Raw genomic sequence first — 18,133 nt, forward strand, 5'->3', positions numbered from 1 at the left:
GTGAGTGGATACGCGTCTCCGGAAGAGTTGGTCACTGTTCAACAACACACAACTTTGCCCGAATACGCAAGCCACAGCGTTTGCTCGCTACGGGATCGCCATGGTCGGGGTCCGTCGCGGCGATGCTAGTTCTCCTCGCCGCCGAGGCCGGACAGCCGTTCGTGCCTGGCTTCGGAGGCGGCGTTGAGCCCGATGATGTCGACCTTCTTGCCCTTGGCGGCGTATTTGGTGGTGATGGCGTCGAGCGCGGCGACGGTGGAGGCGTCCCAGATGTGGCTGTCGGACAGGTCGATCACGATGTTCGCCGGATCGTCGACGTAGTCGAACTGGTAGACGAGATCGTTGCTGGAGGCGAAGAACAGCTCGCCGCGCACCTTGTAGACGCGGATGTCGTCGGCGGTGCGCACCGCCACGACCTCGGTGAAGTGCGCGACCCGATGGGCGAACGCCACTATCGCGACCAGCACTCCCACGATCACGCCGTACGCCAGATTGTGCGTGACAACGGTGACGACCACGGTCACCAGCATCACCGTGGTCTCGGCGAGCGGCATGCGCCGCAAGGTCTTCGGTGCGAGGGAGTGCCAGTCCACGGTCCCCACCGACACCATGATCATCACGGCCACCAGCACCGCCATCGGGATCTGCGCCACGAGCCCGCCGAGCCCGACGACCAGGCCGAGCAGGAACACCCCGGCCAGGAATGTCGAGATCCGGGTCCGCGCGCCGGAGACCTTGACGTTGATCATGGTCTGGCCGATCATCGCGCACCCGCCCATCCCGCCGAAGAACCCGGTGACGAGATTGGCCACGCCCTGACCCCAGCCCTCGCGGGTCTTGTCCGAATGTGAATCGGTGATGTCGTCGACGAGCTTGGCCGTCATCAACGACTCGAGCAGTCCCACCAGCGCCATCGCCAGCGCGAACGGGGCGATGATCCGCAGGGTGTCGAGGTTCCACGGCACCTGCGGGAGCCCGAGTGCGGGCAGGCTCGTCGGTAGCGCGCCCTCGTCGCCCACATTCGGCACCTCGAGCGAGCAGGCGATCGTCACCGCCGTGAGCACCACGATCGCGACGAGCGGCGCGGGCACCACGGTGGTGAGCTTCGGCAGGAAGAACAGAATCGCCAGGCTCGCCACCAGCATCGGATACACCAGCCACGGCACCCCGATCAGGTGCGGCAGCTGCGTCAGAAAGATCATGATGGCCAGCGCGTTGACGAATCCGACCATCACACTGCGCGGGATGAACCGCATCAGCCTGGCCACGCCGACCACGCTCAACACCACCTGGAACACCCCGGCCAGCAGCACGGTCGCGATCAGATAGTCGATGCCGTGCTCACGCACCACGGGCGCGATCACCAAGGCCACCGCGCCCGTGGCCGCGGAGATCATGGCGGGCCTGCCGCCGGTGAAGGCGATCGTCACCGCCATCGTGAACGAGGCGAACAGCCCGACCCGGGGATCCACCCCGGCGATGATCGAGAACGAGATCGCCTCCGGAATCAGCGCGAGGGCGACCACCAGGCCGCCGAGCACTTCGATCCGCAGCCGTGTCGGGCTGCGCAGGGCCGCGAGTACCGAGGTGTCGTCCCGAGCTGGCCGAGGCGCCGACACGGCCATCCCGAACTCCGTTCCGCTAGAGGCCGGGGGTCCGGCAGTCGACAACCTTAACTTCGCGTGAGGTCGGGGTTTCGCCTGGTATGCCCGGTGCGCAGGGTAGGGGGTGGTGTTATTCCCATCTGGTCGTACTGTGAGGGCGTGAACATCGATGTGACGCCTTTACCGGGAATCGGCGTGTGCAAGGACTTTCCGCTGGCGGAGGCGCGCCGCCGGATCGGCGTGATCGAACATCGCGACGGCTCCGTCGACCTGGTCGTCTCGCGAGCGGGCGACTACGATTCGACCACCTCGATTCCCCTGTCCGACACCGAGATCGGTGTGCTGGCCGGCCTGCTCGGCGCGCCGCAGGTGGTGCAGAAGACACGCGAGACCCACAGTGCGGGGGAGCTGTCGACCAGGCAGTTCGCGATCGATCGTGGCAGCCCGTTCGACGGTAGGCCGCTGCGCGACACCGAGATGCGCACGCGTACCAAGGCCTCGGTCGTGGCGGTGGTGCGCGCGGGTGAGGTGACTCCTTCGCCGGGAACCGATTTCACCTTCATCCCCGGTGATCTGGTCGTTGTGGTCGGCACCGACGAGGGTCTGGACGCGGCTGGACGGCTTCTCGACGCCGGCTGACAATCCATGCGGATAGTAAAGGGCAGGTAAGGTATCCCTAGCTGAGGTTAGGTGATCCCATGAATGTAGAAGTGACGTCCCTGCCGGGAATCGGTGTCCGCAAAGAGTTTTCACTGTCGAAGGTGGACCGCCGGATCGGCATCGTCGACCACCGCGACGGCGGTACCGACCTGATTTTCACGAAGGTCGGCGACCCGGATTCCACCGTCCAGATTCCACTGTCCGCTGTCGAAGCCCGCACGCTGGCGAGTCTGCTCGGCGCACCGCAGCTGGTCGCGCAACTGCGCGAGGAACATCGCGAACTCGACGGAGTGAGCACGCGGTCGATGCTGGTACCGCCGAACTCGCCCTATGCGTCACGACGTTTGGGCGACACCGAGTTGCGGACCAAGACCCGCGCCTCGATCGTGGCGGTCCTGCGCGCGGGCCGGGTCCTGGCATCGCCAGGACCGGAGTTCGTGTTCGCCGGCGGCGACATGGTTGTCGTGGTCGGCACGAATGCCGGACTCGACGCCGCCGCTTCGATCTTGACCGACGGCTGAGCCGGTGGAGATCAGTGGAACCGCGCTGGCATTGATCCAGCTGGGGGCTGTGTTCTTCGGGTTGGGTGTGCTCGGGCGGATCGCTGCCCGCATCGGCCTCTCGCCCATCCCGCTCTACCTGCTCGGGGGGTTGGTCTTCGGTACGGGCGGTCTGATCGAGTTGCACGAGGTGGAGGACTTCATCCACATCGCCAGCGAGATCGGCGTCGTGCTGCTGCTGTTGCTGCTCGGTTTGGAATACACCGCCGGTGAACTGGTCACCGGCATGCGCAAATCGTGGCCCGCCGGTCTGCTCGACCTGGTGCTCAACGCGACTCCCGGTGTGATCGTGGCGCTGATGCTCGGCCTCGGGCCGACGGGGGCGATCGCGATGGCGGGCGTCACCTACATCTCCTCCTCCGGGATCGTCGCCAAGGTACTCAACGACCTCGGCCGCCTGGGTAACCGGGAGACGCCGACGGTGCTGTCGATCCTGGTGTTCGAGGACCTGGCGATGGCGGTGTACCTGCCGGTGCTCACCGCGGTCCTGGCCGGTGTCGGATTCGTGGCGGGGATGACCACGGTCGGTATCGCGCTGGTCGCGGTGACCCTGGTGCTCATCGTCGCGCTGCGCTACGGCCGGTACGTCTCGGCGATCGTGGCGAGTGAGGATCGGGAGATCTTCCTGCTCAAGCTGCTCGGTTCGGCGCTGCTGGTGGCGGGTATCGCCTCGGCGGTGCAGGTGTCGGCGGCGGTCGGTGCGTTCCTGCTCGGTATCGCGATCTCGGATTCGACCGCGCACGATGCCACCAAGATCCTCGAACCGTTGCGTGACCTGTTCGCGGCGATGTTCTTCGTGCTGTTCGGTTTGAGTACCGATCCGGCGAGTATTCCGCCGGTGCTGGGCTGGGCGGTGCTGCTGGCCGTGGTCACCACGGTCACCAAGATCGCCACGGGGTGGTGGGCGGCCAAACGGGCGGGGGCCTCGCAACTGGGCCGCGCCCGCGCGGGGACCGCGTTGGTCGCGCGCGGTGAGTTCTCGATCGTCATCGCCGGTCTGGCGGTGGCCGCGGGTGCGGTGCCGGCCGAGTTCGCCGCGCTCGCCACCACGTACGTGCTGTTGATGGCCATCATCGGCCCGATCGGCGCCCGCATCGTGGAACCGGTGATGCGGCTGGTGGTCGGTCGCAAGCAGCGTGTGAAGGTCGACCCGCACGCAGAATGACGACCCGTGTCCGGGCCCCCCGCGCGATCGTTCGGTGCGGGGGCCCTCGGTGTTCTCACGGCTCGATCAATCCGGCGCGGATGGCGTATCTGGTCAGGTCGAGCCGGTCGCGCAGGCCGAGTTTCTGCAGGATGTTGGCGCGATGGCGGTCGACGGTCTTCGCGCTGATCACCAGCTCGGCGGCGATCTCGCGCGCCGAGTACCCCTCGGCGATCAGCTTGAGCACCTCCTCCTCGCGGGGGGTGAGGATCGTTTCCGGCAGCGCGGAGCCCTGCCGGGCGAGTTGCAGGTAATCGCGCACGAGTGCGGTGACCGCGCCCGGGTAGAGGAACGATTCACCGCGCATCGTGGCCCGGCACGCCTCGATGAGGTCGCGATCGGCCACCGACTTCAGCACGTAGCCGGAGGCGCCCGCCTTCAGCGACTCGAAGAAGTACTGCTCGTTGTCGTACATCGACAGCATCAGGATGCGTACCGGATGGTTGTTCCTGGTGATCTCGCGGGCGGCCTGGATGCCGGTCATCCGCGGCATGGCGATGTCGAGGATCACCAGGTCGATGCTGTCGTCGGCGAGGGCGGTGACCGCGTCCAGCCCGTTGGCGGCCTCGGCGACCACGAGCAGGTCCGGTTCGTTGTCCAGGATCATGCGCAACCCGCTGCGCACCAGGGCGTGGTCGTCGGCCAGCAGAATCCGGGTCGGCGCGCTCATGCGGGCACTGCTTCGCGTGCGGCGACCGGGACGATCAGTTCGACCGCGGTACCGCCCGAGGCCGGGGACGTGATGGTCAGCGTGGCGTCGATCAGCATCGCGCGCTCGCGCATCCCGCGGATGCCCGCCCCGTCCTCGACCGCGCCACCGCGACCGTTGTCGGTCACCCGCAGCATCACGGTGTCGGCTCTCGGTGTGATCAGCAAGCTCACCTCGTCGGCGTCGGCGTGGCGCAACACGTTCGTCAAACTCTCCTGGGCGACCCGGTAGCAGACGAGTTCGATGTCGGGGTCGAGGCGGCTGATCGCCGGGTCGACCTCGCGACGCACGGAAATGCCTGCCGTGCGGCTGAATTCGTGACACAGCGCGGTGATCGCGCTGTGCAGGCCGAGTTCTTCGAGCACGTCGGGCCGCAGCCGCGCGGCGATCCCGCGCACCTCGTCCAGACAACCGCGCACTGTTTCCTGAGCCGCCTCGACTTCTTCGCGCAGGTCGGCGGGTGCCCGGTCGACGACCCGTTTGAGCCGTAACAGCGCCACGGTCAGGCTCTGGCCGATCTCGTCGTGCAGTTCGCGGGCGATGCGCCGCCGCTCACCCTCCTGGGCGGCCAGCGCGGTCCCACCGGCGACCGAACGCTCGGCCTCCAAGCGGTCGAGCATCGCGTTGAACGTCTCGATCAGCTGATGGAAGTCCCCGCTGGCCCCGCGCTCGAGGCGGACAGCGCGCCGGGGCGGGTCGACGCGGCGCATGGAGGCGACCAGCTCGTCGAGCGGAGCCAGCGACGTGCGCAGCGCTACGGCGTTCGCCGTCAGGATCACCGCCAGCCCGATCACCAGCACCGGCACCTCGGTCAGGCGCAGCCGGGCCGACACCGTGGCCGGGGAGAAGGCCAGGATCAGCGTGCCGAGGGTGAAGATCACGCCGTTGAGCACGCAGATCCGCCAGAACAACGCCGTCACCGGCGTTCGGATTCGCCGCGAGCGTCCTGCTCGCAGCACTGCGAGACGGTTCATGACACCAGCATGCTGGCGCCCCCGCGTTCTGTCCATGGTGCCCAGCACCCATCCCGCACCCGGTGACCGGCGCCGACCCGCCCAGGAAATGGGTGTCACGGCCGATAGTGCCCGCCACCTGCGCGAACCAGACTTCGATCAGACGCTTTCGACGAGCCGAGGAAGGACCGCCGGCCATGGACATCGACCGGACGACGATCCCGGGAGCAGGTGTGCTGCACAGCTTCCACACCCGCCACGGCATCCGATTCGCCCTGCTGACGCACACGTCGGGCACGCGACGGCTGCTCGCCTACGCAGGGGGTGGCGACGAACCCACGGTCGACATCGAGCTCGAACCCGACGAAGCCGACCAGGTCGCCGAGCTGATGCGTTCGCGGCCCTTCGGCGACCGGCTCGCTCGCCTCGAACAACGCCTGGACCACCTGACCGGACGGCAGGCCCACCCGTGAGCACCGTCGAATCCCCCCGGAGCCATGCCATGCGCGCACGCGACATCGCGATGAACCTGCCGACCGTTCGCACCAGCGACCCCGTCGCCCGCGCGGTGCGGCTGATGGTCGTCAACCGGTTGCCCGGTCTGATCGTCGTCGACGAGCTCGACCGGCCGGTGGCGGTCCTGCCGGGAACCCAGGTGCTGCGCCTGGCGATTCCCGCCTCCTACCACGACGACCCGACACTGGTCCGCACGATCGACGAGGTGCACGCCGACCTGTTCTGGCAGGAACCCGGCAGCCTCACCGTGGGCGACTGCCTGCCCGACGGCGCGAGCAAGCCTGCCACCGTCACCCCCGACGCGACCCTGCTCGAAATCGCGATCCTGATGGCGCGCAAGCACAGTCCGCTCATCGCCGTGGTCGACCGTTCGCGCACCCTGTGCGGCGCGATCACCCTGGAACGGTTGCTGACCAGCCTCGCTGTCGTCGGCCCCGGCGACTGAACGCCACGCGCTCATGGCCGCAGCGCTTGCCGTCACCATCTTCGTGGTCGCCTTCTTCTTCATCGCCACGGAGAAAGCCGACAAGGTCAAAACCGTCCTGATCGCCGCGGGGGCGATGGCTCTGCTCGGCCTGATCCCCGGCGACGAGGTCTTCTATTCCGCCCACGAGGGCATCGACTGGAACGTCATCTTCCTGCTGCTCGGGATGATGATCATCGTCGGCGTCATCAAGCAGACCGGCCTGTTCGACTATCTGGCGATCTGGTCGGCGAAACGCTCGCGGGGCAATCCGTATCGCCTGATGGTGATGCTGATGTTGATCACCGCGGTCGCGTCACCGTTCCTCGACAACGTCACCATCATCATGCTGGTCGCCCCGGTGACGCTGGTGGTGTGCCGACGTCTCGGCATCGCCGCGCAACCGTTCCTGATCGCCGAGGTGCTCGCGTCCAATATCGGCGGCGCGGCGACGCTGATCGGTGACCCGCCCAACATCATCATCGCCAGCCGGGCCGGGCTGACGTTCAACGACTTCCTCGTGCACATGGCCCCGATCGTGGTGATCACCTTCGTGCTGTTCGTCGCGCTGACCCGGGTGCTGTTCCGCTCGGCGCTGCGCACCGATCCCACCTCGGTCGAGGCGGTGATGGCGCTGCAGGAACGGCGCGCGATCCGCGATCCGGCACTGCTGGTGCGCTCGATGGTCGTGCTCACCGGTGTGGTCGTCGGCTTCTGCCTGCACAGCGTGCTGCACGTCGCGCCGTCGGTGATCGCTCTGGTCGGCGCGGGCATCATGGTGCTGGTCTCCGGCCTCGACATCGGCGAGGTCCTGCACGAGGTGGAATGGCCGACGCTGGTGTTCTTCATGGGACTGTTCGTGATGGTCGCGGGCCTGGTACACACCGGGGTGATCGCCGCCATCGGTGACGCCGCGATCGGCTGGGTCGGTGACGACTACTTCCTGGCCGCGACCGCGCTGGTGTTCGGTTCGGCGATCCTCGGCGCGTTCGTCGACAACATTCCCTACACCGCGACCATGGCGCCGGTGGTGGAGGACATCGTCGCGGGCGCACCGGATCCCGCTACCGGGCAAGCGCTGTGGTGGGCATTCGCCCTGGGCGCCGACTTCGGCGGGAACGGCACGGCGGTGGCGGCCAGTGCCAATGTGGTCGCCCTCGGGATCGCCGCCCGCGCGGGGCAGCGGATCACCTTCTGGCAGTTCACCAAGTACGGCATGTTGGTCACGATGCTCAGCAGCGTCATCGCCTGGATCTATGTGTGGATCCGCTACTTCTGAGTCCCGCGCCGGAGTTCACCCGACGTGACGGGTGACGATCCGGTGGATCAGCCGGGCGGCGGTGCGGGCGGTGCGGTTGTCGATGTCGAGCCGCGGATTCAGTTCGGCGACATCGACAACCGCGAGTTTGCCGCAGGCGGTGACGCGGTCGCACACGGCCTGGATCGTGGACAGCGCGACACCGTAGGCGGCAGGGGCACTCACACCGGGAGCCACCGCGGCCGGAAGGACGTCGAGATCGATCGTCAGATACAGCAGGTCGATCCCGGCCAGGAAGACGTCGACGAAGGCGGCGACCCGGGTCGGCTCGCAGTCGTCGTCGAGGAGATAGCGCACGCCGAATCTGTCCGCGGTGTCGAACAGGACCCGGGTGTTGCTGGGCTGGCTGATCCCGATCACCGCGTACCGGACGTCGTCGCCGGTCTCGAGGATCTGCCGGAACGGGGTGCCGGAACTGGGCACGGGATCGGGCCGCAGGTCGAAATGCGCGTCGAGGTTGAGGATCCCGATGACGCTGCCGGGGACGCGGCGAGCCGAACCGGCCAGCCCGAGGTAGGTGCCGTAGGCGACCTCGTGGCCGCCGCCGAGAACGACCGGGAAAGCGCCGTCGTCCAGCAGCGCGGACACCGTCTCGCCCAGCCGCCGCTGACCGTCCTCCAACCGGTCGTCCGTGACGGCGATCGTCCCCGCGTCGAAGGCGCGCAGTTCGGTGGCGAGCGCCATCGGCGACAACGCCCCGCGCAGCGCGTCCGGGCCCGCCGCCGCGCCGAGGCGGCCCTTGTTCCGGCGCACGCCTTCCTCGCAGGCGAAACCGACGAAAACACACGCGCCGGGATCGTCGCCCGGCTGGTAGGGCGTGACGGCCTGATGCCAGCGCAGGTGCTCCGGCGTCGTGCCGTCGACGCGACCGGTCCAGGCGGATTCGGAAGTCATCGCACCCCACCTCGATGCGCGACGAGGACTCCTTCGCGCCACACCTGACCGACCAGCGCAACGCCGGGGCGGTAGGCGAGGTGCAGGTGCGAGGGGGCGTCGAGCGCGATGACATCGGCGCGGGAACCAGGGGAGAGGGAACCGATATCGGTGCGCCGCAACGCCTTCGCGCCACCTGCGGTTGCCGCCCAGACCGCTTCGTCGGGCGTCATGTGCATTTCCCGCACCGCCAGGGCGATACAGAACGGCAAGCTCGTGGTGTAGCTGGTGCCCGGATTGCAGTCCGCGCCGAGCGCGACGGTGACTCCCGCGTCCACCAGCGCCCTGGCATCGGGATAGCTGTTGCGCGTACAGAAGTCGGCGCCGGGCAGCAGCGTGGCCACCGTATCGCTGTCCGCGAGCGCGTCGATATCGGCACGATTCACGTGCGATACATGATCCACCGACGCGGCGCCGAGCTCGACGGCCAACTGCACCCCTGGTCCCTGCCGCAGCTGATTGCCGTGGACGCGCGGCACCAGCCCGTGTGCGATCCCCGCGGTCAGCACGGCATGCGCCTGATCGCGATCGAAGGCGCCCTGCTCGCAGAACACATCGATCCACCGGGCATACGGCGCGCACCGCGGAATCATCTGCTCGCACACCATCGTCACGTAGTCGTCGGCGCGCCCGGCGTATTCGGGCGGCGGCACGTGTGCGGCCAGCAGCGTCACCTCGTCGGTGCGGCGGGCCGCGATCCGGACGCTGCGCAGTTCGTCGGCCACGGTCTGCCCGTAGCCGCTCTTGCACTCGACCGTGGTGCTGCCTGCCCGCAAGGACTCGTCCAGCAGCCGTCGCACAGTCGCCGCGAGCTGCTCGTCGCTCGCTGCTCGCGTCGCGGCGATCGTGGTGCGGATGCCACCCGCCCCGTATGGCCGCCCCGCCATCCGCGCCGCGAACTCCTCGGCGCGGTCGCCCGCGAACACCAGATGCGAATGCGACTCGACGAACCCGGGCAGCACCGCGCGTCCGCCGAGATCGAACGCGGTGTCGGCGGCCGGTGCGGCGGCACTGTCACCCACCCACGCCACCCGCCCGTCGTCGATGACCAGTGCGGCGTCGCGCCGCAGCCCCAGCGGGCCCTCGCCCAGCGCCGGGTCGTTGGTGACGAGAGTGCCGATATCGCTCAGCACGGTGGTGGGCATGGAGGAGTCCTCCTGGGCGCGTTGTCGAGCACGGCGGTGTGTGAGGGGTACATCATGTGCGCGGGAGAGCAGCGCGGCACGTTCCCCGCACCGTAGCGGCCCTTCGGATCGTAGAGCGCGGGTAGAGCCCGGTGGATGCTCGCCAGGATACGTACGATAGGTATAGACCTGTATAGACAAGAACGTCAAGGGATAGCCCGCAGTGAGGGGAGAAGCATCGTGAGCATCGACTCGGATCGGCCCGGACCGGTCGTCGTCGGCACGGGTCCGGTCTCGGCGCGGGATCTGGTCCGGGTGGCCAGGGACGGCGTCGCGGTGGTGGTGTCCGACGATGCCGTCGCCGCCGTCGAGGCGAGTCGTGCGCGGATCGAAGCGCTGGCCGCGGACCCGAGGCCGGTGTACGGGGTGTCGACCGGGTTCGGCGCGCTGGCCGTCCGTCATATTCCGCCGGAGTCACGCAAGCAGTTGCAGCGGAGCCTGATTCGCTCGCATGCGGCGGGGTCGGGCGCGGAAGTGGAGCGGGAGGTGGTGCGCGCGTTGATGTTGCTGCGCCTGTCGACCCTGGCCACCGGCCGGACCGGGGTGCGCCCGGTGGTCGCGCGGACCTATGCCGCGCTGCTGTCGGCGGGCATCACCCCGGTGGTCTACGAGTACGGCAGCCTGGGCTGTTCCGGTGATCTCGCGCCGCTGGCCCACGTCGCACTGGCGGTGATGGGGGAGGGCACCGTCCGGGACGCGACCGGCGCGCTGCGATCTGCCGCCGAGGCCATGGCCGATGCCGGGATCGCCCCGGTCGAGCTCGCGGAGAAAGAAGGCCTCGCGCTGATCAACGGCACCGACGGCATGCTCGGCATGCTGGTGCTCGCCTGCCACGACCTGCGGGCCCTGCTGCGGCTGGCCGATGTGACCGCATCGATGAGCGTGGAGGGTCTGCTCGGCACCGACAAGGTCTTCGCCGCCGACCTGCAAGCACTGCGCCCGCAACCGGGCCAGGCGGTCGCGGCCGCCAATATGGTGCGCGTGCTGGCGGATTCGCCGATCGTGGCCAGCCACGCCACCCCGGACTGCACCGTCGTCCAGGATGCCTACTCGTTGCGCTGCGCACCCCAGGTCGCCGGCGCCGCCCGCGACACCCTCGACCACGCCGAACGCGTCGCCGGCCACGAATTGGCCAGTGCCGTGGACAATCCCGTCGTCACCCTCGACGGCCGGGTCGAGTCCAACGGCAATTTCCACGGCGCCCCCGTCGCCTATGTGCTGGACTTTTTGGCCATCGTGGTCGCCGACGTCGCCTCGATGAGCGAACGCCGCACCGACCGCTTCCTCGACAAGGCCCGCAACCACGGCCTCGCCCCGTTCCTGGCCGACGATCCCGGCGTCGACAGCGGTCACATGATCGCCCAGTACACCCAGGCCGCCATCGTCTCCGACCTCAAACGTCTGGCCGCCCCCGCCTCGGTCGACTCGATCCCCTCCTCGGCGATGCAGGAGGACCACGTCTCGATGGGCTGGTCCGCCGCCCGCAAACTCCGCCGCGCCCTCGACGGCCTCACCCGGGTGCTGGCCATCGAAGCCCTCACGGCGGCCCGCGGATTGGACCTGCGGGCACCCCTCACTCCAGCACCCGCCACTGCCGCCGTCGTGTCGAGGCTGCGCACCGAAGTTCCCGGTCCGGGCCCGGACCGCTACCTCGCCCCGGATATCGAAGCGGCGGTTCGGCTGGCGACATCGGGTGCGTTGCTGGCCGCCGCCGAATCGGTGACCGGCCCCCTCGGCTGACGGCGACCGCGGCCCTGGGTACCGAGGCGCCGGCGTGGACCGCTGCCTCGCCCGCGAAGGCGAGGCAGCGGTCTCGTGAATCGCTACGCTCGCAGCCGTTGTGCCTGCTGGACCTCGGTGAGTCCGCGCAGCGACTCGGGCAACGGGCTCTGGTGCAGGACCCCGAGACGTTGGGTGGCCCGGGTCAGCGCGACGTAGAGTTCGGCCGCCCCGCGTGGCCCGTCGGCGAGAATCCGCTGCGGATCCACGACCAGTACCGCGTCGAACTCGAGACCTTTCGTCTCCGACGCGGGCACCGTGCCCGGCACGCCCGGCGGGCCGATCACGATGCTCGTCCCCTCGCGGCCTGCCTCGTCCTGAACGAATTCCTCGATCGCGGAGGACAATTCGTCGGCGGTGATCCTGCGCGACCAAGGGGCGACACCGCAGGACCGGACCGAATCCGGCGGCCGGACGTCGGGGGCGAATTCGGCGAGCACATCGGCGGCCACGGCCATGATCTCCGCGGGGGTGCGATAGTTCACGGTCAGGGAACGGTAGATCCAGCGGCCGGGGACATAGGGCTCGAGCATCGTGGCCCAGGACGTCGCGCCCGCCGCCGACCGGCGCTGGGCGAGATCGCCGACGATCGTGAAGGAGCGGCTCGGGCAGCGCCGCATCAGTACCCGCCAGTCCATCGCCGACAACTCCTGGGCCTCGTCGACCACCACGTGTCCGTAGGTCCACTCACGGTCGGCCGCGGCACGTTCGGCGAGTTCGCGGGTGTCGCGCTCGAGGAAGCGTTCGGCCAGGTCTTCGCCGTAGAGCATGTCCTGGGCAAGCAGGTGGTCCTCGTCGTCCATCAGGTCTTCGCGGCTGATGAGGGTGTCCAGCACGCCGGCCGCGTACTCGGCCTCGGCCTTGCGCTCTCGCTCGGCGGAGTCGTCGGCGGCTTTGTCGCGGCCGAGCAGGTCGACGAGTTCGTCGAGCAGCGGCACGTCCGAGACCGTCCACGCGCCACCGTCGGCCCGCCACAGCGCCTCGTCCGCGCCTGCCGCCCGCAACCGATCGTGTGACGAATACAGCTGGGACAGCACGGTTTCCGGTTTCAGGATCGGCCAGCACTGATCTAGTGCCGCGGTGAACTCGTCGTTGTCGGCGAGCTCGCGGACCAGGTCGGCGCGCAGTTGTTCCCATGCCTCGGTGTCGTCGCGAGTCAGCCAGCCCTCGCCGATCCGGGCGATCGCGCGCTCGGTGAGGACATAGGTGATGATCTCGGTGAACACCGCGCGCGCCTCGTTGTGCGGGCGCCCGCTCTCCCTGGCCTCCTGCCTGGCCCACTCCGCGGTCGCGGCATCGATGCGCACCGTCACATCGGTCAGCGCGATCGTCAGCGGCGCCTCGGGCAGTCGCTGGCGATCCGCGATCGTCGCGGCGAGGACGTCGAGGATTCGCAGCGAACCCTTGTGCCGGGCCGCCTCGGGGGAGTCCTCCGCCGTCGCGCGCAGACCGGGCACCAGGTCGGCGGTGGTGGCGAACACGACATTCGTCTCGCCGAGCGAGGGCAGCACATGGGCGATGTGGTTCAGGAAGGCCGGATTGGGCCCGACCACGAGCACGCCTTGGCGCTCCATCCGCCTGCGCTGGGTGTAGAGCAGGTACGCGACGCGGTGCAGCGCCACCACGGTCTTCCCGGTGCCGGGACCGCCCTCGATCACGGTCACGCCCGGGTGCTCCAGGCGGATGATCTCGTCCTGTTCGGCCTGGATCGTCGCGACGATGTCGCGCATCCCGTCCCCGCGTGGCGCGTCGACCGCGGCGAGCAGCGCGGCGTCCGTTCCGCCCTCGCTCCCGTCCGGGCGCCCGAGCACCTCATCGGTGAAATCGACCACCCGGCGGCCCCGGGTGTGGAACTGCCGACGCCGGCGCATGCCCTCCGGGTTGGCCGCGGTGGCGACGTAGAAGGCGCGCGCCGCAGGTGCCCGCCAGTCCAGGAGCAGCTGTTCCAGATCGTTCGACTCGTCGAACAGCCCGATCCGGCCGATATAGGACCGCTCGCCCGAGGCCGCGTCGAGCCGGCCGAAACACAGTCCGTTGTCGGCCACATCGAGGCGCTGTACTTCCTTGCCCAGCGCCCGCACCTCGTTGTCGCGCTCCATGGGGGAGTCGCCCTTCGTGCGCAGCGCCGCGCTGTAGCGGCCCTTCACCCGTGCCCGCTCGGCATCGAGGCGCGAGTACAACCCGGCGACATAGCTTTGCTCGGATCGGCGTTCCTCTTCGTACCCGTGCGCTGACATAGGCCCCTAACTGTACTTTTTCCGGTGCGACCGGATGATTGTGCAGCACCCCCGGGGCCTTGCCGCAAGTCCCTGTTTACGCTATATATTGAAAGTGGAAAGAGCCTCGGCGATGCCGGGGCTCTCGTCTTTTCCGGGCCGGTCAGCCCTCCTGCATCGGAATCCGCACACCCCGTTCACGAGCTACCTCGGCCGCGTGCTCGTAACCCGCGTCGACATGTCGCATCACGCCGGTGCCCGGGTCGTTGGTCAGCACCCGCTCCAGCTTCCGCGCGGCCAGCTCGGTGCCGTCGGCGATGCACACCTGGCCCGCGTGGATCGAACGGCCCATCCCGACCCCGCCACCGTGATGGATCGACACCCAGCTCGCCCCGGACGCGGTATTGAGCAGTGCGTTGAGCAGCGGCCAGTCCGCGATCGCGTCGGAGCCGTCGGCCATCGCCTCGGTCTCGCGATAGGGGGAGGCCACCGACCCGGAATCGAGGTGATCGCGGCCGATGGCCAGCGGAGCGGACAGCTCACCCGAGGCGACCATCTCGTTGAATCTCAGGCCCGCGCGATGACGTTCGCCGTAGCCGAGCCAGCAGATCCGCGCGGGCAGACCTTCGAACTTCACCTTCTCGCCCGCCATGGTGATCCAGCGGCGCAGATGGTCGTTGTCGGGGAACAACTCCACGATCGCGCGGTCGGTGGCGGCGATATCGGCCGGATCACCCGAGAGCGCGGCCCAGCGGAACGGACCGAGGCCCTCTTCGAAGAGCGGGCGGATGTAGGCGGGAACGAAGCCGGGAAACGCGAAAGCCCGGTCGTAGCCGCCCTTTCTGGCCTCGTCGCGAATCGAGTTCCCGTAGTCGAACACCTCGGCGCCGGCGTCCATGAAGCCGACCATCGCCTCGACATGCGCGGCCATCGACGCCTGTGCCTCGGTGGTGAACCAGACCGGATCCTTCTCGGCGAGGGTGTGCCAGTCCTCGAGCGCGACCCCGATCGGCAAGTAGGACAACGGATCATGGGCCGAGGTCTGATCGGTGACGATATCCATCGGTGCGCCCATGGCCAGCAGTGCGGGAAAGACCTCGGCCGCATTGCCGACCAGGCCGATCGAGAGCGGCCTGCGCTCGTCACGCGCTGCGACAGCGAGATCCAGTGCCTCCCGCAAGGTCTCGGCCTTCGTGTCGAGGTAGCCGTGCGCGATCCGCCGGTCGATGCGCGCCGGATCGCAGTCCACGCACAGCGCGACCCCCTCGTTCATCGTCACCGCGAGAGGCTGCGCGCCCCCCATCCCGCCGACGCCCGCCGTGAGAGTGATGGTGCCGGCGAGGGTGCCGCCGAATCGCTTGCGTGCCACCGCGCCGAAGGTCTCGTAGGTGCCCTGCAGAATGCCCTGGCTGCCGATGTAGATCCACGACCCGGCCGTCATCTGCCCGTACATCATCAGCCCCATCTGCTCGAGCCTGCGGAACTCGTCCCAGGTGGCCCAGTCGCCGACGAGATTCGAATTCGCCAGCAGCACCCGCGGCGCCCACTCGTTGGTGCGGAAAACTCCCACCGGCTTCCCGGACTGCACCAGCAATGTCTCGTCCGCGGCGAGGGTCTCCAGCGTTCGCACGATCGCGTCGAATGCCGCCCAGCTGCGTACCGCCCGCCCGGTCCCGCCGTAGACGACCAGGTCGTCGGGGCGTTCGGCGACCTCGGGATCGAGATTGTTCATCAACATCCGCAAGGCGCCCTCCTGCTGCCAACCGAGGGTGTGCAGCTCGCTGCCGCGCGGAGCGGACACGGGACGTGGGCCGGAGACAGGCGGTGTCGCATCGGTCATGGGGACCAGTATATTCCTGTATATACAAGTAACGACGAGTTTCGAGCGCAACGTATTCTCTGGGCGAGGCGAGGAGATATTCGGTGGTGGCGATCGAGGTAGTCGATGCGGAGCTGGCCGCGCTCTACGGCGAGCTCGGCAGCGAATTCGCGGCGTATGAGCGGGTCAAGCAGCTGATCATGGCGCAGATCAAGGCGCGCCGGTGGAACGCGGGGGAGCAGATCCCCTCGGAGAACCAGTTCGTCGCCGCGCTCGGCCTGTCCCGGATGACGATCAATCGCGCCCTGCGTGACCTGACCGCCGACGGCGCGCTCACCCGGGTGATGGGTGTGGGCACCTTCGTCGCGGCGAGCAAGGCCTCCTCACCGCTGTTCGAGGTCCGCAACATCGCCGACGAGATCACCGGTCGCGGACATCGTCATCGCACCGAGGTGGTGTTCGTGCGATCCGAGGTTCCGGGCGATGCCGAGCTGGCGAATGCCATGGGCGGCACGGTATTCCACTCGCTGCTGGTGCACTTGGAGGACGGCGTGCCGATCCAGCTCGAGGACCGCTACGTCAACCCGGCACAGGCCCCCGACTACCTCGCCCAGGACTTCACCGCCGTCACTCCGAACGTCTACCTCAGCGAGGTCGCGCCACTGTTGCGCGGTGAGCATGTCGTCGAGGCGGTGCGGGCCGCCCGCGAGGAGTGTGTGCTGCTCGGCATCGACGCCGACGAGCCGTGCCTGCTCATCCGGCGCCGCACCTGGTCCTCGGGCGGGTTGGTCAGCATGGCACGGCTCGTGCATCCGGGTTCGCGCAATCGGCTGGAAGGCAGCTTCGGTAGCGAACCGGGCTGACTGTGCGTCGAGTGCGCCGAACAATGGTCCCGACTCGAAACATCTGTCGCCGCTTGGCAATTGCTCGGTGAGATTCCGATCAGGCGGATTGTCGAACTGTTTCCTTTCCGAACGGGTGTGAAGACTTGCTTACCGAGGAGGGTGGCGCGTGCATGCTCGCCCTCCGAGATTGTTATCCGATCTGAACAATAAACCGGAACAGCAAATTGACAGCTAATGAATAAATGCCGCCTGAGCTGGGAATATGTCTCCTGTTCGGATTTGGTTCAGTTTCGAGTTATCACTGTTTCGTGACGAAGTACGCGGTTGGCCGGATCGGGGCTGTACGTTTGGGACTCGATAGTTTCGCTGGGTTCCATTCAGGTAACGGAGAGGGCGGAAATGGCTACAGTCACGCAGCCGTCGGGGCCGCACACCATGATCTCTCGACGTGATTTCTCCGCAGCGAAAACAGTGATGACACCGTCGAGTCTGGTGACCCTCGGGTTGATCTTGCTGATTCCCGTGTTCATCACGGCGGGCCCGATTCTCGCGTCGGCGTTGATCGCACGATACGACGGCGTCGGGTGGTCCGGTGGGGTGGTCTTCGGGGTGATCGCGACCGTCGTCGTCATGTCGGTGCTGGCCTCGGCGTGGGCGTTCCGCCTGGCGTGGCGGCGTGGTTCCGCCGCTGCCGCGCAGCGCCCGCTCGGTTCTTCTCTCGTGCGGTAGGAGGTCGACAATGCAGACGCACCGACAGGCGGCGGCGCCGCTCATCGAACCGCCCGTGACCACCGCTGCCGACGAATGCCGCCTGCTGCGGATCGTCGCCCGAATCGAAGCGCCCCACGTGTGGGACTCGACTTCCGCCCGGCTGCTCGACTGCGCGCGCCGGCGGTGGCAGGGCAGGCCCGACATCGCCGACCACCCGGCCTTGCGCCGCTGGTCGCAGATCCAGGACTCCCAGCAGCGACCCGAACAGCCTTGCCTGCGCACGCTTTTCGCCGCCTTCGCCTCCGGCTCGCTGGTCGGTGGAGATCCCTGCGCGGACCTGGCCGCCGCGATCATGCTCCTGTCGAGCTGCCCCGCCGAAGCGGTTCAGCAGGCGGACCCGCGCAACGAGCAGCACACGGTGCGCTTCTCGGTCTACGCCTATCGCGACGACGACCTCCCGCTGGCCGAAGACTTGATCACCACCACCGTCCATGCCTGCGGCACCGTTCTGGCCCGTCGCTGCACGATCATGCGTCCCCCTGTCCGGTCCACCGCCCCGCTCGTCGACCATCCGACACCGGACCTCCGGGTTCTCGGCCGTCTCGGCAGCACCGCCGCCCGCTGACCGAACCCGGTCGCGTCTTTTCACTCGGCCGCTT

The 18,133-nt window shown here is 68.3% G+C and carries 17 protein-coding genes; 10 read left to right on the forward strand and 7 right to left on the reverse strand.

The genetic code is table 11. The features are described from left to right. Nucleotides 1-125: 125 nt before the first annotated feature. Nucleotides 126-1,625: a SulP family inorganic anion transporter gene (locus ACFTS5_RS04390; RefSeq protein ID WP_378627310.1), complete on the reverse strand. Its 1,500-nt coding sequence runs from the start codon at nucleotides 1,623-1,625 to the stop codon at nucleotides 126-128. A 138-nt stretch (nucleotides 1,626-1,763) separates the two neighbouring features. Between ACFTS5_RS04390 and ACFTS5_RS04395 the strand changes: the two genes are divergently transcribed. From ACFTS5_RS04395 to ACFTS5_RS04405, 3 genes are read left to right on the forward strand one after another with little or no spacing between them, the layout of a single operon-like run. Then, nucleotides 1,764-2,243: a cation:proton antiporter regulatory subunit gene (locus ACFTS5_RS04395; protein WP_378627311.1), complete on the forward strand. Its 480-nt coding sequence runs from the start codon at nucleotides 1,764-1,766 to the stop codon at nucleotides 2,241-2,243. A 59-nt stretch (nucleotides 2,244-2,302) separates the two neighbouring features. Beyond that, nucleotides 2,303-2,785 carry a cation:proton antiporter regulatory subunit gene (locus ACFTS5_RS04400; protein WP_378627312.1) on the forward strand — a complete coding sequence of 161 codons (483 nt, stop codon included), beginning with the start codon at nucleotides 2,303-2,305 and terminating at the stop codon, nucleotides 2,783-2,785. Between the two features lie 10 nt (nucleotides 2,786-2,795). After that, nucleotides 2,796-3,989: a cation:proton antiporter gene (locus ACFTS5_RS04405; protein ID WP_378628328.1), complete on the forward strand. Its 1,194-nt coding sequence runs from the start codon at nucleotides 2,796-2,798 to the stop codon at nucleotides 3,987-3,989. 55 nt (nucleotides 3,990-4,044) lie between these two features. On the opposite strand, the gene ACFTS5_RS04410 is transcribed toward ACFTS5_RS04405, so the two are convergent. Next, nucleotides 4,045-4,698, reverse strand: coding sequence for a response regulator transcription factor (locus ACFTS5_RS04410; protein ID WP_301901138.1), 654 nt, complete (start codon nucleotides 4,696-4,698; stop codon nucleotides 4,045-4,047). After that, a complete protein-coding gene (locus tag ACFTS5_RS04415; RefSeq protein WP_378627314.1) occupies nucleotides 4,695-5,711 on the reverse strand; it encodes a histidine kinase in 1,017 nt (338 codons plus the stop codon). Before ACFTS5_RS04415 ends, ACFTS5_RS04410 begins: the two co-directional genes overlap by 4 nt. A 176-nt stretch (nucleotides 5,712-5,887) precedes the next feature. On the opposite strand from ACFTS5_RS04415, the gene ACFTS5_RS04420 reads away from it, so the two are divergent. The 3 genes from ACFTS5_RS04420 to ACFTS5_RS04430 are packed head-to-tail and all read left to right on the forward strand — an operon-like array spanning nucleotide 5,888 to nucleotide 7,948. Continuing rightward, nucleotides 5,888-6,163 (forward strand): hypothetical protein, encoded by a 276-nt coding sequence (locus ACFTS5_RS04420; protein WP_378627316.1) that lies wholly within the window; start codon nucleotides 5,888-5,890, stop codon nucleotides 6,161-6,163. A 29-nt stretch (nucleotides 6,164-6,192) separates the two neighbouring features. Continuing rightward, nucleotides 6,193-6,651 carry a CBS domain-containing protein gene (locus ACFTS5_RS04425; RefSeq protein ID WP_378627318.1) on the forward strand — a complete coding sequence of 153 codons (459 nt, stop codon included), beginning with the start codon at nucleotides 6,193-6,195 and terminating at the stop codon, nucleotides 6,649-6,651. Between the two features lie 13 nt (nucleotides 6,652-6,664). Further along, nucleotides 6,665-7,948, forward strand: coding sequence for an ArsB/NhaD family transporter (locus ACFTS5_RS04430; RefSeq protein WP_378627320.1), 1,284 nt, complete (start codon nucleotides 6,665-6,667; stop codon nucleotides 7,946-7,948). Nucleotides 7,949-7,963: 15 nt separating this feature from the next. Here the strand turns inward: ACFTS5_RS04430 and hutG are convergent, their stop codons facing one another. After that, complete coding sequence (gene hutG, locus ACFTS5_RS04435; RefSeq protein WP_378627321.1) at nucleotides 7,964-8,881, reverse strand: formimidoylglutamase; 918 nt, start codon at nucleotides 8,879-8,881, stop codon at nucleotides 7,964-7,966. Continuing rightward, nucleotides 8,878-10,065, reverse strand: coding sequence for an imidazolonepropionase (gene hutI / locus ACFTS5_RS04440; RefSeq protein WP_378627323.1), 1,188 nt, complete (start codon nucleotides 10,063-10,065; stop codon nucleotides 8,878-8,880). Before hutI ends, hutG begins: the two co-directional genes overlap by 4 nt. A 219-nt stretch (nucleotides 10,066-10,284) precedes the next feature. Between hutI and hutH the strand changes: the two genes are divergently transcribed. Next, complete coding sequence (gene hutH / locus ACFTS5_RS04445) at nucleotides 10,285-11,844, forward strand: histidine ammonia-lyase (protein WP_378627325.1); 1,560 nt, start codon at nucleotides 10,285-10,287, stop codon at nucleotides 11,842-11,844. Between the two features lie 83 nt (nucleotides 11,845-11,927). On the opposite strand, the gene helR is transcribed toward hutH, so the two are convergent. Together helR and hutU are read right to left on the reverse strand one after the other, a co-directional pair. Continuing rightward, nucleotides 11,928-14,120, reverse strand: coding sequence for an RNA polymerase recycling motor ATPase HelR (gene helR, locus ACFTS5_RS04450; RefSeq protein ID WP_378627327.1), 2,193 nt, complete (start codon nucleotides 14,118-14,120; stop codon nucleotides 11,928-11,930). Between the two features lie 142 nt (nucleotides 14,121-14,262). Further along, nucleotides 14,263-15,939, reverse strand: a complete 1,677-nt coding sequence (gene hutU, locus ACFTS5_RS04455; protein WP_378627329.1) for a urocanate hydratase — start codon at nucleotides 15,937-15,939, stop codon at nucleotides 14,263-14,265. A gap of 86 nt (nucleotides 15,940-16,025) precedes the next feature. Here hutU and hutC point away from each other — a divergent pair, with 86 nt between their 5' ends. The 3 genes from hutC to ACFTS5_RS04470 all read left to right on the forward strand — a co-directional run bounded on the left by hutC (nucleotide 16,026) and on the right by ACFTS5_RS04470 (nucleotide 18,099). Continuing rightward, nucleotides 16,026-16,781: a histidine utilization repressor gene (gene hutC / locus ACFTS5_RS04460; protein WP_378627331.1), complete on the forward strand. Its 756-nt coding sequence runs from the start codon at nucleotides 16,026-16,028 to the stop codon at nucleotides 16,779-16,781. A 381-nt stretch (nucleotides 16,782-17,162) separates the two neighbouring features. Further along, a complete protein-coding gene (locus tag ACFTS5_RS04465; protein ID WP_378627333.1) occupies nucleotides 17,163-17,492 on the forward strand; it encodes a hypothetical protein in 330 nt (109 codons plus the stop codon). Nucleotides 17,493-17,502: 10 nt separating this feature from the next. Further along, nucleotides 17,503-18,099, forward strand: a complete 597-nt coding sequence (locus ACFTS5_RS04470; protein ID WP_378627335.1) for a hypothetical protein — start codon at nucleotides 17,503-17,505, stop codon at nucleotides 18,097-18,099. Nucleotides 18,100-18,133 lie beyond the last annotated feature (34 nt).

The sequence above is a fragment of the Nocardia sp. NPDC056952 genome, assembly GCF_042674185.1.
In the GTDB taxonomy this organism is placed as follows: Bacteria; Actinomycetota; Actinomycetes; order Mycobacteriales; family Mycobacteriaceae; genus Nocardia.

Coding starts and splice junctions, on each gene's coding strand:
- ACFTS5_RS04390 (WP_378627310.1), bottom strand. CDS start 1,625: ATGGCCGTGTCGGCGCCTCGGCCAGCTCGGGACGACACCTCGGTACTC.
- ACFTS5_RS04400 (WP_378627312.1), top strand. CDS start 2,303: ATGAATGTAGAAGTGACGTCCCTGCCGGGAATCGGTGTCCGCAAAGAG.
- ACFTS5_RS04410 (WP_301901138.1), bottom strand. CDS start 4,698: ATGAGCGCGCCGACCCGGATTCTGCTGGCCGACGACCACGCCCTGGTG.
- ACFTS5_RS04415 (WP_378627314.1), bottom strand. CDS start 5,711: ATGAACCGTCTCGCAGTGCTGCGAGCAGGACGCTCGCGGCGAATCCGA.
- ACFTS5_RS04420 (WP_378627316.1), top strand. CDS start 5,888: ATGGACATCGACCGGACGACGATCCCGGGAGCAGGTGTGCTGCACAGC.
- ACFTS5_RS04425 (WP_378627318.1), top strand. CDS start 6,193: ATGCGCGCACGCGACATCGCGATGAACCTGCCGACCGTTCGCACCAGC.
- ACFTS5_RS04430 (WP_378627320.1), top strand. CDS start 6,665: ATGGCCGCAGCGCTTGCCGTCACCATCTTCGTGGTCGCCTTCTTCTTC.
- hutG (WP_378627321.1), bottom strand. CDS start 8,881: ATGACTTCCGAATCCGCCTGGACCGGTCGCGTCGACGGCACGACGCCG.
- hutI (WP_378627323.1), bottom strand. CDS start 10,065: ATGCCCACCACCGTGCTGAGCGATATCGGCACTCTCGTCACCAACGAC.
- helR (WP_378627327.1), bottom strand. CDS start 14,120: ATGTCAGCGCACGGGTACGAAGAGGAACGCCGATCCGAGCAAAGCTAT.
- hutU (WP_378627329.1), bottom strand. CDS start 15,939: ATGACCGATGCGACACCGCCTGTCTCCGGCCCACGTCCCGTGTCCGCT.
- ACFTS5_RS04465 (WP_378627333.1), top strand. CDS start 17,163: ATGGCTACAGTCACGCAGCCGTCGGGGCCGCACACCATGATCTCTCGA.
- ACFTS5_RS04470 (WP_378627335.1), top strand. CDS start 17,503: ATGCAGACGCACCGACAGGCGGCGGCGCCGCTCATCGAACCGCCCGTG.